This is a genomic window from Legionella shakespearei DSM 23087 (assembly GCF_000373765.1).
GTDB classification, from domain to species: Bacteria; Pseudomonadota; Gammaproteobacteria; order Legionellales; family Legionellaceae; genus Legionella; species Legionella shakespearei.
Window position 1 is genome coordinate 74,280 of the sequence record NZ_KB892404.1, and the last position, 12,727, is coordinate 87,006.

Here is a 12,727-nt window from a genome sequence, read left to right on the forward strand (position 1 = left end):
CACCTATTTTTTAATATTAAATAATAATTGGCCTATAAGATTCTCAAGAATAATAGCTTCCTGAGTCTTTGCAATTTCATCGCCATCACGTAAATAGGGATGATCCTTGCTCTCTTCATCTTCAAAACCGGGAACAATACTAATATAATTGGAACCAATCAAGCCTTCTGTCAAAATTCGTGCAGAAGAATCTTCATAAGGAATCCGTTTATCGCTTCTCAAGGTCATAGTAACACGGGCATTCAGTTCGCCTGGTTGTAATTCAATCTTGCTTACCTCACCAATACGTACCCCGGCAACTGTGACGGGAGCCCTCACCTTTAATCCGCCTATGTCAGTAAAATTTGCTGTCACATGATAATCCTTATGAGACAGAAAACTGTTAATCCCACTGACTTTCATTACCATGACACATAAAGCCAAAAGGCCAAGCAACATAAATATTCCTACACTTATGTCTACATAACGTTGCTTATTCATTTACCAATCTCCAATCATCATTGCAGTCAACAAAAAATCAAGCCCCAGAACTGCAAGCGATGAGTAAACTACTGTTTTAGTCGTCGCCTGGCTGATGCCCTCCGCTGTTGGCACACACTCAAATCCCTGGAATACAGCAATCCAGGTCACTACAAAAGCAAAAACCAAACTCTTGATAATTCCACTGAATACATCAAGGCGAAAATTTACTGCTGCCTGCATGTTGGACCAAAAACTTCCAGCATCTACTCCTAACCAATGCACTCCAATAAAATATCCGCCGTAGATTGCTACCGCAGAAAAGATCAGAGCCAATACTGGCAAGGCAATAAATCCGCCGATAAAACGGGGATAAATCACTCTGCCCAAGGGGTCAACCCCCATCATATCCATACTGGACAATTGTTCTGTTGCTTTCATCAGGCCAATTTCGGCTGTCAGTGCAGAACCGGCACGTCCCGCAAACAGCAAGGCACTTACCACTGGCCCCAGTTCTCTGGCAATAGTTAATGCCAATAACTGGCCAAGCTGGCTTGCTGCTCCAAATTTTTGCAAGGTATTATATCCTTGCAATCCAACAACCATACCTATAAATAAAGCAGATACTACAATGATTAGGCAAGATAAAACACCAATAAAAAAAATCTGGTGGCGTAATAATGGCCATAGTTTAGCAATATTGGGCTTTCTAAACAGCATGGTAAACAAAAATAAGCCGGAATTTCCTATGCTCTGTAATACATGTACACCACGATTACCAAGACGCGCGATAGTATCAAGCATCTAATAACTCCTCTGTATAGGGTCTGGCAGGATAATGAAAAGGCACAGCCCCATCTGCTTCCCCATGCATAAATTGTTTTACCTGAGGTTCTGAAGAATGGATTAACTCTTCAGGAGTACCCTGGCCTATTATTGTTCCACCGGAAATCAGATACACATAGTCCGCAATAGAGCAGGTTTCCTCTACATCGTGAGATACTATAATCGTTGTTGTATGTAACAGTTGATTCAAACGGCGAATCAAACGCACCAAAACCCCCATGGAAATTGGATCTTGTCCTGTAAAAGGCTCATCGTACATCATTAATTCCGGATCCAGTGCTATGGTTCTTGCCAAAGCCACTCGTCTGGCCATACCCCCGGATAACTGGGCAGGCATCAGGTCGGCCGCACCCCGTAAGCCAACTGCTTCAAGTTTCATTAGGACTATATCACGCAACATGGATGCGTTCAGTCTGGTGTGTTCTCTCAGAGGAAAAGCCACGTTTTCAAAAACTGAGAGATGGGTAAATAAGGCGCTGCTTTGAAAAAGCAAACCCATATTTCGCCGTGTTTCGTACAAAGCCTTGCGTGATAATTGATGAATGTTCTTTCCTTGTACATAGACTGCCCCGTGATCTGGCGTCAATTGAGCACCGATCAAACGCAGCAAAGTAGTTTTACCTGAGCCGCTGGGTCCCATGATTGCAGTGATTTTTCCTTGTTTCACAACCATATCAATGCCATCAAAAATGCAGCGCTCATCCCGTGTAAAGGTCAGATTTTTTATTTCAACCCAATTTTCAGGCATGCTTTTCATTTCCAATTTTGGTCTGAACTTAGAAGTATATACCAGGTTATGGAAAAAAAATTGCTTTTTAAGCAAGTTTAAATCAAAAAAAGTTGGATTATTAAAATAAATAGGGATACATCATTGAAAAGCATTGTGTTAGAATGAAAAATAAACAAAAAACAGACAAAATAGCCTATGAATTTTTGCACACTTGGTCTGGCAGTTATTGAAACTGAAGCACAAGCTGTCTTCGAGCTAACCCAACGTATTGACGAGCGCTTTGAAAAGGCTTGTGAACTATTGCTCGCGTGTAAAGGACGCATAGTAGTAACAGGAATGGGGAAATCAGGCCACATAGCAAACAAACTGGCGGCTACTTTGTCCAGCACCGGAAGCCCCTCCTTTTTTATGCATCCAGGTGAAGCAAGCCATGGTGATCTGGGTATGATCACCCGCCAGGATACAGTAATTGCTATTTCGCATTCAGGGAACACTGCAGAAATTGTTACCTTGTTGCCATTGTTAAAACGCCTTGAAGTACCGCTGATTACCTTGACAGGTAATACCGAATCCATTTTGGCCAAATCAGCAGATGTGAATCTTGATGTCAGTATTAAACAGGAAGCCTGCCCTCTCGGGTTAGCGCCAACTACAAGTACAACAGTATCATTGGTTATGGGGGATGCATTGGCCATTGCCCTGTTGCAGGCAAGAGGCTTTAGCGCTGAAGACTTTGCCCTGTCCCATCCTGGCGGCAGCCTCGGTAAAAGACTGTTACTACGCATTGACGAGTTATGTCACACGGGTGAACAGTTGCCGATAATTAATGAAAAAGCAACCATCAGTGAAGCCTTGATTGAAGTAACCGATAAAAAACTGGGCATGACCTGTGTAGTGAATAATCAGGGTACCCTGGTAGGCATCTACACGGATGGAGATATTCGCCGTACCTTAACCCGTGAGTATGACATCAATACCACCCAGTTGACTGAAGTCATGACGCGAAATTGCAGAACCATCCAGAAAGGGATGCTTGCTGCAGAAGCTTTGGCAATCATGCAAAAGCACAGCATCACTTCATTAGTAGTAACCGAAGAAAACAGACCTCACGCAGTGCTCCATTTACATGATTTGTTACGAGCCGGTGTTTTTTAATCAGAGGATAAAATGAACGAATTATTGGAAAAAGCGAAAAGAGTAAAATGCCTTGTTTGTGATGTTGACGGAGTTCTAAGTGACGGCCTGCTGCATATCGATAATCATGGCAATGAATTAAAGTCATTTCATGTGCAGGATGGCATGGGTTTAAAGCTGCTGATGGCTGCCGATATTGAAGTTGCCGTAATCACCACAGCACGTAATGCTGTTGTAGATCACCGCATGCAGCAGCTTGGTGTTGTCCATTATTTTAAAGGTCAGGTTGATAAGCGTGACGCCTATCAGCAACTTAAGAAAACCCTGAATTTACAGGATGATCAATTTGCCTATATTGGTGATGATTTACCTGATTTACCCCTGATTCAACAAGTGGGATTAGGCGTTGCCGTGCGTAATGCTGTGCCTCAGGTGAAAGAATTTGCTGACTGGCAAACAGAGAAAACCGGTGGCCGAGGTGCTGTCCGTGAACTCTGTGATTTAATCCTTAATGCACAAAATAAGGCAGAGGCAGCTCTGGAAGGTTATCTGAAACAATGAATAGTGCGAAACAAACCCTTGTACTGTTGTTCACTTTAATCATCCTGGCGGGCTCAGGGTGGTATTTTTCCGGTATGGAAAAAGTAGAACAACTGGACAATGACACGCTGTCATCAACTGTTGATACCACAATAACCGGACTTACTGTCCGCCAGTTTAATACCGATGGAGTATTGGTCAACCTGCTGACAACGCCGCTGATGGAGCACATTCCCAAGGAAGACATTCATTTGTTGCAAAATCCTCATATCGTTATCAAACAGGAAGATCAGCCAGCCTGGGAAATTAACTCTGTAAAAGCCAAATCATTCGAAGGCGGTCAACGCATTACCTTTATGGAACAAGTGGTAGTTCATCAAAAACCTGGTGATAAAACCTCGGAAAGCACTTTAAAAACAGAGGAAGTCACCTATTTTCCCAAGGAAAAAAAGGCAACCACTAACCTGTTCGTTACCTTCGAACAACCCGGAAATATAATCCAGTCCCACGGCATGAATGCCTATCTTGATGAAAAGCGAGTCGAATTACTCCATAGAGCCCGAGGAAGCTATGACCCAGCTAAAGGTTAAGTTCTGTCTTGCTCTGCTGTTAATGATGGCCTGGGTCATGGGTTACGCCCTGCCTACTGATAAAGAACAAATCATGCATGTGGTTTCCGACTCTGCAGATTTAAGCCAGCAAAATCATAAGGGTGTTTATACCGGTAATGTTGAATTTACCCAGGGAACAACTAACCTGCATGCAGCAAAGGCAATCACTCAGGGGGATGCTAAAAACCAGTTGACCCTGGCCATTGCCAATGGCACTAAGGGTAAACAAGCCCACTATTGGACTGAAACCGGACCTAATAAGCCTGCTTTTCATGCATATGCGGATACTATAAAGTATTATCCATTGAAGCATATCATTGAATTAAGCGGTAATGCGCGCATAGAGCAAGGGCCAAATTCCATGTCAGCACCTAAAATAATCTATGATACCTTAAAGCAGCATGTAGTAACCCAAAATAACGGAAAAAGCAGAACCACTATAATTCTGTATCCTGAAAAGAAAACATCATGAGTCGATTGGAAGCCGTAAATTTAAAAAAGTCATTCAAAACCCGAACGGTAGTTAATGGGGTAAGCATCCATGTGAAACAGGGTGAATGTGTCGGTTTGTTAGGCCCTAATGGTGCGGGTAAAACCACCTGCTTTTATATGATAGTAGGCCTGCAGTCTTGTGATGAAGGGCAAATCATTCTGAACGGGCAGGACATCACCCAGGATGCCATGCATCAAAGAGCACGTTTAGGGATCAGTTATTTGCCTCAGGAAGCCTCTGTATTCCGTAAACTGACAGTTGCTGACAACATCATGGCCATATTGCAACTCAGGCCCGATTTGGATGAACAAGCCCGGGAAGAAAAGCTGGATCTCCTGCTGCAGGAATTTCACATTAGCCATATAGAAAAAAGCATGGGGATGTCCTTATCAGGTGGAGAACGCCGCCGGGTTGAAATAGCCCGGGCATTGGCTATAGAGCCCTCTTTCATTTTACTTGATGAACCCTTTGCCGGTGTGGATCCGATTTCTGTTATAGACATCAAAAAAATTATCCAGCATCTGTGTAATAAAGGCATTGGTGTCTTGATTACCGATCACAATGTCAGGGAAACCCTGGACATTTGCGAACGCGCCTATATTGTCAGCCAGGGGAAAATACTTTGTGAAGGAACTCCGGAACTGATCCTGGCAAACCAGCAAGTCAGAGCGGTTTATCTTGGGGAAGAGTTTACTTTATAGCCATGCTTTTACTCATCGATAATTACGATTCCTTTACTTACAATCTGGTGCACTATTTTCAATGTCTGCAACAAGAGGTTCTTATCTATGAACATGACAAAATTGATTTGGAACAGATAAGAAAACTCTCCCCCCAATATCTGGTCATATCCCCAGGACCCAATGCTCCGGATAAAGCGGGTATTTCCATGGCAGCAATTAAGGAGTTTCATCAGGAGATACCTGTATTGGGTATTTGCCTTGGGCATCAATGTCTGGCTCAGGCTTTTGGCGGTACAATTATCCCCGCCCCCGAAATCATTCATGGCAAAACATCAGATATTCTTCATCATCGTCAGGGGATATTTAAAGACATACCTAATTACTTCAAAGCAACCCGTTATCATTCATTAGCAGTTGATGCAGCCACTTTGCCTGACTGCTTTTCAATAGATGCCTGGGCGGATAAAACCATCATGGCAATTTCGCATCGTCAATACCCGCTTTTTGGTCTACAATTTCATCCAGAGGCCATATTAAGCCAACATGGTTTGCACTTATTAGAGAACTTCTTAAATTATGATACCCAAACAATTATTTGAACATCTCATTGATAAAAAGGATTTAAGTCCTGCGCAAATGCAGGAAGTCATTCATGCCTGCATGACTGGACAATTCAATGATTTACAAATCGCTACTTTTTTAGCCTTGATGCGCATGAAAGGTGAGACGGTACATGAACTCACCGCAGCGGCTGAAGTAATGCGCCAGTTAGCCCATCATCTTGATTTGGGTGATAATCTGGTTGATATTGTAGGTACTGGTGGAGATGGTAAAAATACGTTCAACGTATCTACTGCCTGCAGTTTTGTGGTGGCAGCTGCTGGAGTACCCGTTGCCAAACATGGTAATCGTTCTGTTTCCAGCCGCAGTGGCAGTGCCGATTTACTGGAGCAGGCGGGTTTTGTATTAAATCTTGCAGACCAAGATATGAATGAATGCATCAAACAATGTGGTCTTGCTTTTTTATTCGCACCGCATTACCACCCAGCCATGCAACATGCAAGGACTGCACGCCAACAATTGGGAATAAGAACTCTGTTTAATTTGCTCGGGCCGCTGGTTAATCCGGCACAGGTCAAGCGTCAGGTTGTTGGTGTGTTTTCAACAACATGGCAACGACCTTTGGCAACTGTTCTGGCTAATTTAGGCAGCGAGAGAGCTTTGGTTATCAGTTCTCAGGACGGTATGGATGAAATCAGTATCGTAGCACCTACTGCAGTTATAGAATATCGTCAAGGTTCGTTTAAAAAGTGGCTTCTTGTCCCTGAGGAATATGGAGTGACGCATTCTTCTTTGGATGCAATAACCGTAGACTCACCCGAGGAAAGTCTTGAAAAGATAGTGTCTGTCTTTACTGGTGAAAAAGGGGCGGCACGAGATATGGTGGTGCTCAATTCAGCCGCTGCTATTTATTGCGCCAGAGACAACCTTACTTTTGCTGATGCTGTTGATCTGGCAAAAAGCGCTATTGATAGTGGAAAAGCCTCTGAATGTTTTACCAAACTGCGTCAATTAACCCAAACTTTAAATAAAGAATCACATCATGAATAGTATTTTACAACGTATAGCCGATCATAAAGCGACAGAAGTCTCGATCGCTAAGAAAAACAAACCTTTGCAGAGTCTGCCCACGCACCCACCAGTACCGCAGCGTGATTTTGTGGCGGCATTAAAAAATAATAAAACCCCATCTATTATTGCAGAAATTAAAAAGGCATCTCCCAGTAAAGGATTAATCAGAGAGCAGTTTGATGTTGCTGAAATTGCTGCAACTTATGAGCAAAATGGCGCTAAATGTCTTTCTGTTCTTACTGATATTGAATTTTTCCAGGGACATCCCGACTATTTGCTTGCAGCCAAAAACCATTGCCAATTGCCTGTACTGCGTAAGGATTTTATTATTGATCCTTATCAGATTCATGAAAGTCTTGCTTTAGGTGCTGATTGTATTTTACTTATTGTTGCGATGCTCGATGACGTGCAATTGATGGATTTTTGTCAGACGGCGCAAGAGTTGCATATGGCAGTCCTTGTCGAAAGCCATACCAGAGAAGAATTGAACAGAGCCTTAAAACTCCCTACCCCACTTATTGGCATTAACAACCGCAGCCTTCATACTTTTAAAACGGATATACAGCTTAGTATTGAATTGAAAGACATGGTACCAGAAGACAGGCTGATTATTACTGAAAGTGGTATTAATACTCATGATGATATTGAATTAATGCAATCGCATGGAATTAATACTTTTCTTGTAGGTGAAAGTTTAATGAGAGCTCCTGATATTGGATATGCGTTGAGGATATTGATAAATGGAGGCAATCTTATCTGATCCATTCTTTGATTCGTAAGCAGCATTAGTGGATTAACCCCGACGTAAGAAAGACAGGTTCCAAATTTTTACCTGGTTGAATCAATTGAATGGTACTTACTTAAGATGTTTTGGTCTCTTCTCTACGTCGTCCTTCGCGCCAAAAGACACGCTCAGGACGACGTGGATCGGGTGTACATCGATCTCCTGTATTACGCTTTGCTAATACGAGCTACAAAACTACCTCAAACATTATGGCTCAGGTGTCTCTCTTGGCTCAGGCTCTGGTAACTGAGGATCTTCTGGTTCAAAGGGCTGTGGCTCGAATGGATACTCTATAGGTTCTATCGGAAACTCATCAGGCTCATCAGGTACTTCTCCATTGTTCATAATAAAATCCTTTTGTCAGGTATCCATGTTTTAAGTATAGCAAAATCTGAGGTTATCAAGAGAAATTCTGGATTAGTATGTAGCCCGTATTAGCGGAGCGTAATACGGGATCGAAGTGGTAATGATCCCGTATTACGCTCCGCTAATACAAGCTACAAATATGGAAGATCAGACGTTTTCTGGAGAGTGGCTGGCGAGCTCATTATCGGAGTCAGAAGCAGACACAGACGATTCTTTTTCCAAAGTTGTTTTGCTGTCTGATGCTGCAGAAGAACCATACCACCAGGAATACAGACTCTTTCCTACAGGTTTTAACAGTAAGTCACCAAATTGATATCCTTTATTAATCGAGGCAAGATTGGAACTGCTATTCACCTCTTGCATACAGCCTTTAACCAAACCCAGCAATTCGTTTAACTCTTTCAAATTCTGTTCCGTCAAACCATCTTTCCTTCCCAAAGCTTCATTAATCAATAATTGATAACGAAAGCCTCTCTGAATCGGTTCGATGAGATAATCATCCAGGGACAGATTTTTAAAGGATTTACTATTTAACGTAAAATATCCCTTAATTGTTTTAAAGCGCTCTGGATCTGCTTTATTTGCTACCATAAACCCATCATAAAGTTTTAAGTATTCTTTGTATTCAGTATAAAACGACTTTAAAAGGCTTACACGCTGAACCCTTAATAATAAATGGGCATCTAAACTGGTAATTTGCGGGTCATAGGCTACTTTTGCATTTAAAAGCAAGGTATCAGAAATCCCTTTAAGCTTAAAAACTACTTCACGCAGTTGCAGTAAAAGCACATCCTGGCCAACATTAACATCGAGAGTTAAGGCAACTCCCAAATCGCCCAATTTTTCATTGTAGGTGTTTTCTGAAGTGATCATTTCACTAATCACTTTATTATTGTCTTCATTGGAGACTGTTGTTAGATCTTCTCTGCTTTGCATAATAGTTCCTCTTAACTAGCCCTTAAAACTCTGGGCACAACAAATGAGAATCATTTTAGCACAAAGATCAAATAATTAACACTAAGTAGCAAGATAAAGAACAAATTAATTAGCGAGGCTCACTAGGATCACTTCTCAGTTGAACCAGTTACACTTCAAAACTGGCAATATTCTATGATAATCTTCGGGCTATTGTGGTGTTCTGTATTTGAAGAGGGAATAAAGATGAAGGTAGCTGTAATCACTGGTGCTGCAAGTGGCATAGGGCTGGCTTTAAGCCTTGTTTGTCTTCAGCGGGACATGGCAGTAGTTATGGTGGATAAAGACAGTGTAAAACTCGACAATGAGGCAACCCGGCTAACAGCCCAATACCCTGATCAGATTCTTTGTGTTCCTTGTGATGTCACAAAGCCTCTGGAAATAGAAGAGTTACTTGTTGCTGTTGATAAAAAATTGGGCCGTGTGGACTGGATTTTTAATAATGCGGGAATTATAGGAAATCTGGCTCCGGTGTGGGATTTAAAACCAGAGCACATTCATCAGGTTATGGACGTAAATTTATATGGCATGATTCACATGATTCGTGTATTTATGCCCTATTTAATCAAACAGGATAATCCAGCGCACATTATCAATATGGCGAGTTTATATGCCCTTTGCTCAGGGTCGCAAATGGCAGCCTACTCCATGTCAAAGCATGCCGTTCTGGCCTTGTCAGAATCGCTGCATTTTGATATTCAACGTATGGGACATAGGGTTGATGTCTCTGTCGTTTTTCCATCTTTTACAGATACTTCACTATTATCCAAACCATCCGAGGTTGATGCAACATTTCAGAATACCTTGAATTCGCTTTTAGCCCATTCAAGACCTGCTGAGGATGTTGCCCTTCATGTGGTGCAGGAAGTAGAGCATAAAAAGTTTTATATTTTGCCGGACAAGGAAGTGAAAGGATATTGCGAAGATCGTACTAAAGCGATCCTGTTGCAGGAAAATCCTCATGTGAACAGCATTGAAAAACTGATGGGATCTTTGATGAAGCGAAAGAGGCGGGCTTCCTGAACTTGAGCTCTGTAGTCCGGTTGAGAGCAACTGATTATTCCAGACATCTCTGGGAACTCTGTGTATGGGTGCAGGAAATAAAGTACGTGCCATTATAACTGTTCCGCTTCCTGACGGTCGCGGCTCGGTTTTCGTGCGTTCCTAGCGCCATTCCCCGATCCACGTCGTCCTGAGCGCGTCTTTTTGCGCGAAGGATCTCCTGAAAGCGGCATGGTGCCAATATTTGGAGATCCTTCGCGCAAAAAGACGCGCTCAGGACGACGTGGATCGGGGAATGGTGAAGATATGTAGAGGCGAAGATGTGTAGAGATTCAGCTGCAAACAGACCGGGCTACAAAAACTGCTTAAGTAAGTGCCATTCGTTGCAACCGGAGCAGGATTACAACTTAAAACCAAAACGCTTTTGTCCCAGCATTTGCAACAACTCACGCCGGAACATATGATAGTCCACTTCCAATGCGTGGCGTCTATGGGATTTAAAGCGGTAATGCGGCTTTTTAATTTCTTTCGCAATTTTCTTATGTAATTCTTCAGGCCTGTTTAAAGTGCCATTAATAATGCGTGCGACAATTTTTGACTGATAATCTGCCAAAGGCCAGATACACCCTTGCGGTTGGCATAAACCAATAAAATACAGATTATCGAAATCTGCATGCATCATTTTTCGATAAAGAGGAACTTCTGTGGAGTTAGTGAAATCAATACATTCTTTATCAAAGAATGGAAAACTGATTTTATAGCCGGTAGCGAAAATGACTGTATCATATTCTTCTGTTCTACCGTCACTGAAATGAACTTTATTTCCCTCAAAATGGTCTATTCCCGGACGCGGAGCTACTTTTCCATGACGAATAGAATAAAGCAATTCAGAATTAATTGTCGGATGAATTTCCAAGGGTCCGCAATCAGGTTTCATCAGCTTGTATTTGTCATATCTCCCTTGTAACAGTCTGATGACAATCTGAATACACTTTTGTCTTAGCCAGGCCGGCATCCAGCGAATTTTTGCAAAGGCAACATCCGTAGGTTTGCCTATGATGAATTTTGGAAATATATGATAGCCTCGGCGCATACTGATAGAGGTCTGGGGCGTAACCCGTGATATCTCAACGGCTACATCGCAAGCTGAATTTCCCCCGCCAACTACAAGTACACGTTTGCCTGTAAAAACGGAAGCCTTTTTATACTGATGCGAATGGAGAAGCTCTCCTGAAAACTCACCTTCGTATTCAGGCAAAAAGGGATCCCAGTGGTGCCCATTCGCTACAAGTAAATAATCAAAACAGGTTTCATGGATACCTTGCTCATTTTCATAGACAACCTGCCATATATTGTCGTCTGTACGGGTCACTTTCAGCACGGTAGTATTAAATGAAATGTATTTATATAAGTCGAAATGCTGGGCATAACTCTGAAAATACTTTAACAGCAAAGCATGCGATGGGTAATCGGTATAATGCACCGGCATGGGAAAGTCTTCAAACTCAGACCATCTTCTGGAACTGATAATATGCGTTGTTTCATAAACACTGGAATGAGCATTATTTTCGTCAAACACCCAATTACCGCCAACCTGATTATTCTTTTCAAAGGCGGTAATTGAGCTTAGCCCCTGCTCTTGCAGATTTTTAATTGCAGCAAGACCACTAGGGCCAGCGCCAATAACACAGATGCGGGGAGAAGCTTGCATCTTAAGCGCCTTTTTTATTTCCATCAGCTAACACCTTTTCTACTTTATCCATGATCATGGCTTGAACAATTTTATTTTTATCTATAGTAAAGTGATTTACATTCACATTTTTCAGTGTTTCAACATTAATGTTTTCTATCCTGGTTTTAGCCGGATCAACTGCCTTAAGCTTTAATCCACTAAACATGGGTACATAGCCTGGCTTGTACATATTTACGGCCAGCTTCACATTAGGGGGAACAATACTTTGAGACACTGCATCGATAGTGACCAACAGATCCACAGGCACACCTGCCGCATTCAGATTACGAGCCACTTTGATTTGTTCATTTGCTCCCAGGGAGTGTCCCATCAGGATGATAGGCTTGTGTACTTTTTCTTTGTAATAGGCATTTATAATCTCACGACTTTCAGCGCCTGCGTTATACCACATGGTGCTCTGAGCAGGGACTTCATATTTATAGTGATCCATGACGGAATCCCTGAGCTGATACATACCAATACTGAACAAGCCCAAACCTCCGAGCATGGTATAGACCTCACCTTTCTTGGCAGCAACGGTCTTGATTTGTTTTCCTTTCTTTTTATCCGAAGGAGCAACTTCTTCTTTGGAGTAATCTGGAATATCTTTTCGATAATTACTACGGGTAACTGATAAATCAATACATCCACTCAATGTAAAGGTCATTAACAACAAAGGCAGAGGAAAAAGAAGACTTTTTGGCTGTTTGTTATAGTGGGTCATGATATTTTTATTGTAG

The 12,727-nt window shown here is 42.2% G+C and carries 16 protein-coding genes; 9 read left to right on the forward strand and 7 right to left on the reverse strand.

The features are described from left to right. Window positions 1-3: 3 nt before the first annotated feature. Genes mlaD through B094_RS0109235 form a run of 3 tightly spaced genes read right to left on the reverse strand, consistent with a single transcriptional unit; the run spans window position 4 to window position 2,053 of the window. Complete coding sequence (mlaD, locus tag B094_RS0109225) at window positions 4-480, reverse strand: outer membrane lipid asymmetry maintenance protein MlaD (protein WP_018577522.1); 477 nt, start codon at window positions 478-480, stop codon at window positions 4-6. Beyond that, entirely contained in the window at window positions 481-1,263 is a 783-nt protein-coding gene (mlaE, locus tag B094_RS0109230) for a lipid asymmetry maintenance ABC transporter permease subunit MlaE (RefSeq protein ID WP_018577523.1), read from the reverse strand. Continuing rightward, complete coding sequence (locus B094_RS0109235) at window positions 1,256-2,053, reverse strand: ABC transporter ATP-binding protein (protein ID WP_018577524.1); 798 nt, start codon at window positions 2,051-2,053, stop codon at window positions 1,256-1,258. The genes mlaE and B094_RS0109235 overlap by 8 nt, the downstream gene beginning before the upstream one ends. Window positions 2,054-2,230: 177 nt before the next feature. Between B094_RS0109235 and B094_RS0109245 the strand changes: the two genes are divergently transcribed. The 8 genes from B094_RS0109245 to trpC are packed head-to-tail and all read left to right on the forward strand — an operon-like array spanning window position 2,231 to window position 7,888. After that, the gene (locus tag B094_RS0109245) at window positions 2,231-3,190 is read left to right on the forward strand and encodes a KpsF/GutQ family sugar-phosphate isomerase (protein ID WP_018577526.1); all 960 of its coding nucleotides are present in this window, start codon (window positions 2,231-2,233) and stop codon (window positions 3,188-3,190) included. A 12-nt stretch (window positions 3,191-3,202) separates the two neighbouring features. Continuing rightward, window positions 3,203-3,730: a 3-deoxy-manno-octulosonate-8-phosphatase KdsC gene (gene kdsC / locus B094_RS0109250; protein WP_018577527.1), complete on the forward strand. Its 528-nt coding sequence runs from the start codon at window positions 3,203-3,205 to the stop codon at window positions 3,728-3,730. Beyond that, window positions 3,727-4,299, forward strand: coding sequence for an LPS export ABC transporter periplasmic protein LptC (gene lptC, locus B094_RS0109255; RefSeq protein ID WP_018577528.1), 573 nt, complete (start codon window positions 3,727-3,729; stop codon window positions 4,297-4,299). The genes kdsC and lptC overlap by 4 nt, the downstream gene beginning before the upstream one ends. Further along, on the forward strand, window positions 4,280-4,792 hold the full coding sequence (lptA, locus tag B094_RS0109260; protein WP_018577529.1) for a lipopolysaccharide transport periplasmic protein LptA: 513 nt from the start codon (window positions 4,280-4,282) through the stop codon (window positions 4,790-4,792). Before lptC ends, lptA begins: the two co-directional genes overlap by 20 nt. Beyond that, entirely contained in the window at window positions 4,789-5,514 is a 726-nt protein-coding gene (gene lptB / locus B094_RS0109265) for an LPS export ABC transporter ATP-binding protein (RefSeq protein WP_018577530.1), read from the forward strand. The genes lptA and lptB overlap by 4 nt, the downstream gene beginning before the upstream one ends. A gap of 2 nt (window positions 5,515-5,516) precedes the next feature. Then, complete coding sequence (locus B094_RS0109270; protein WP_018577531.1) at window positions 5,517-6,095, forward strand: anthranilate synthase component II; 579 nt, start codon at window positions 5,517-5,519, stop codon at window positions 6,093-6,095. After that, window positions 6,073-7,107, forward strand: coding sequence for an anthranilate phosphoribosyltransferase (trpD, locus tag B094_RS0109275; protein ID WP_018577532.1), 1,035 nt, complete (start codon window positions 6,073-6,075; stop codon window positions 7,105-7,107). The genes B094_RS0109270 and trpD overlap by 23 nt, the downstream gene beginning before the upstream one ends. Then, a complete protein-coding gene (trpC, locus tag B094_RS0109280; protein ID WP_018577533.1) occupies window positions 7,100-7,888 on the forward strand; it encodes an indole-3-glycerol phosphate synthase TrpC in 789 nt (262 codons plus the stop codon). Before trpD ends, trpC begins: the two co-directional genes overlap by 8 nt. 231 nt (window positions 7,889-8,119) lie before the next feature. Here trpC and B094_RS17460 read toward each other — a convergent pair whose 3' ends face one another. Continuing rightward, on the reverse strand, window positions 8,120-8,257 hold the full coding sequence (locus tag B094_RS17460; RefSeq protein WP_018577534.1) for a hypothetical protein: 138 nt from the start codon (window positions 8,255-8,257) through the stop codon (window positions 8,120-8,122). A 168-nt stretch (window positions 8,258-8,425) separates the two neighbouring features. Further along, window positions 8,426-9,214, reverse strand: a complete 789-nt coding sequence (locus B094_RS0109290; RefSeq protein WP_018577535.1) for a RhoGEF domain-containing protein — start codon at window positions 9,212-9,214, stop codon at window positions 8,426-8,428. Window positions 9,215-9,439: 225 nt separating this feature from the next. Between B094_RS0109290 and B094_RS0109295 the strand changes: the two genes are divergently transcribed. Continuing rightward, window positions 9,440-10,276 carry an SDR family NAD(P)-dependent oxidoreductase gene (locus B094_RS0109295; protein WP_018577536.1) on the forward strand — a complete coding sequence of 279 codons (837 nt, stop codon included), beginning with the start codon at window positions 9,440-9,442 and terminating at the stop codon, window positions 10,274-10,276. Between the two features lie 379 nt (window positions 10,277-10,655). Here B094_RS0109295 and B094_RS0109300 read toward each other — a convergent pair whose 3' ends face one another. Both B094_RS0109300 and B094_RS0109305 read right to left on the reverse strand, forming a co-directional pair. Further along, complete coding sequence (locus tag B094_RS0109300; RefSeq protein WP_018577537.1) at window positions 10,656-11,990, reverse strand: flavin-containing monooxygenase; 1,335 nt, start codon at window positions 11,988-11,990, stop codon at window positions 10,656-10,658. Next, window positions 11,968-12,711, reverse strand: coding sequence for a hypothetical protein (locus B094_RS0109305; RefSeq protein WP_018577538.1), 744 nt, complete (start codon window positions 12,709-12,711; stop codon window positions 11,968-11,970). The genes B094_RS0109300 and B094_RS0109305 overlap by 23 nt, the downstream gene beginning before the upstream one ends. Between the last annotated feature and the right edge of the window lie 16 nt (window positions 12,712-12,727).

Bases quoted from the DNA above. Each gene is read 5' to 3' on its own strand.
- B094_RS0109235 (WP_018577524.1), bottom strand. From the start codon at position 2,053: ATGCCTGAAAATTGGGTTGAAATAAAAAATCTGACCTTTACACGGGAT.
- lptB (WP_018577530.1), top strand. From the start codon at position 4,789: ATGAGTCGATTGGAAGCCGTAAATTTAAAAAAGTCATTCAAAACCCGA.
- lptC (WP_018577528.1), top strand. From the start codon at position 3,727: ATGAATAGTGCGAAACAAACCCTTGTACTGTTGTTCACTTTAATCATC.
- B094_RS0109290 (WP_018577535.1), bottom strand. From the start codon at position 9,214: ATGCAAAGCAGAGAAGATCTAACAACAGTCTCCAATGAAGACAATAAT.
- mlaD (WP_018577522.1), bottom strand. From the start codon at position 480: ATGAATAAGCAACGTTATGTAGACATAAGTGTAGGAATATTTATGTTG.
- lptA (WP_018577529.1), top strand. From the start codon at position 4,280: ATGACCCAGCTAAAGGTTAAGTTCTGTCTTGCTCTGCTGTTAATGATG.
- B094_RS0109270 (WP_018577531.1), top strand. From the start codon at position 5,517: ATGCTTTTACTCATCGATAATTACGATTCCTTTACTTACAATCTGGTG.
- mlaE (WP_018577523.1), bottom strand. From the start codon at position 1,263: ATGCTTGATACTATCGCGCGTCTTGGTAATCGTGGTGTACATGTATTA.
- B094_RS0109295 (WP_018577536.1), top strand. From the start codon at position 9,440: ATGAAGGTAGCTGTAATCACTGGTGCTGCAAGTGGCATAGGGCTGGCT.
- trpD (WP_018577532.1), top strand. From the start codon at position 6,073: ATGATACCCAAACAATTATTTGAACATCTCATTGATAAAAAGGATTTA.
- B094_RS17460 (WP_018577534.1), bottom strand. From the start codon at position 8,257: ATGAACAATGGAGAAGTACCTGATGAGCCTGATGAGTTTCCGATAGAA.
- B094_RS0109245 (WP_018577526.1), top strand. From the start codon at position 2,231: ATGAATTTTTGCACACTTGGTCTGGCAGTTATTGAAACTGAAGCACAA.
- B094_RS0109305 (WP_018577538.1), bottom strand. From the start codon at position 12,711: ATGACCCACTATAACAAACAGCCAAAAAGTCTTCTTTTTCCTCTGCCT.
- B094_RS0109300 (WP_018577537.1), bottom strand. From the start codon at position 11,990: ATGGAAATAAAAAAGGCGCTTAAGATGCAAGCTTCTCCCCGCATCTGT.
- trpC (WP_018577533.1), top strand. From the start codon at position 7,100: ATGAATAGTATTTTACAACGTATAGCCGATCATAAAGCGACAGAAGTC.
- kdsC (WP_018577527.1), top strand. From the start codon at position 3,203: ATGAACGAATTATTGGAAAAAGCGAAAAGAGTAAAATGCCTTGTTTGT.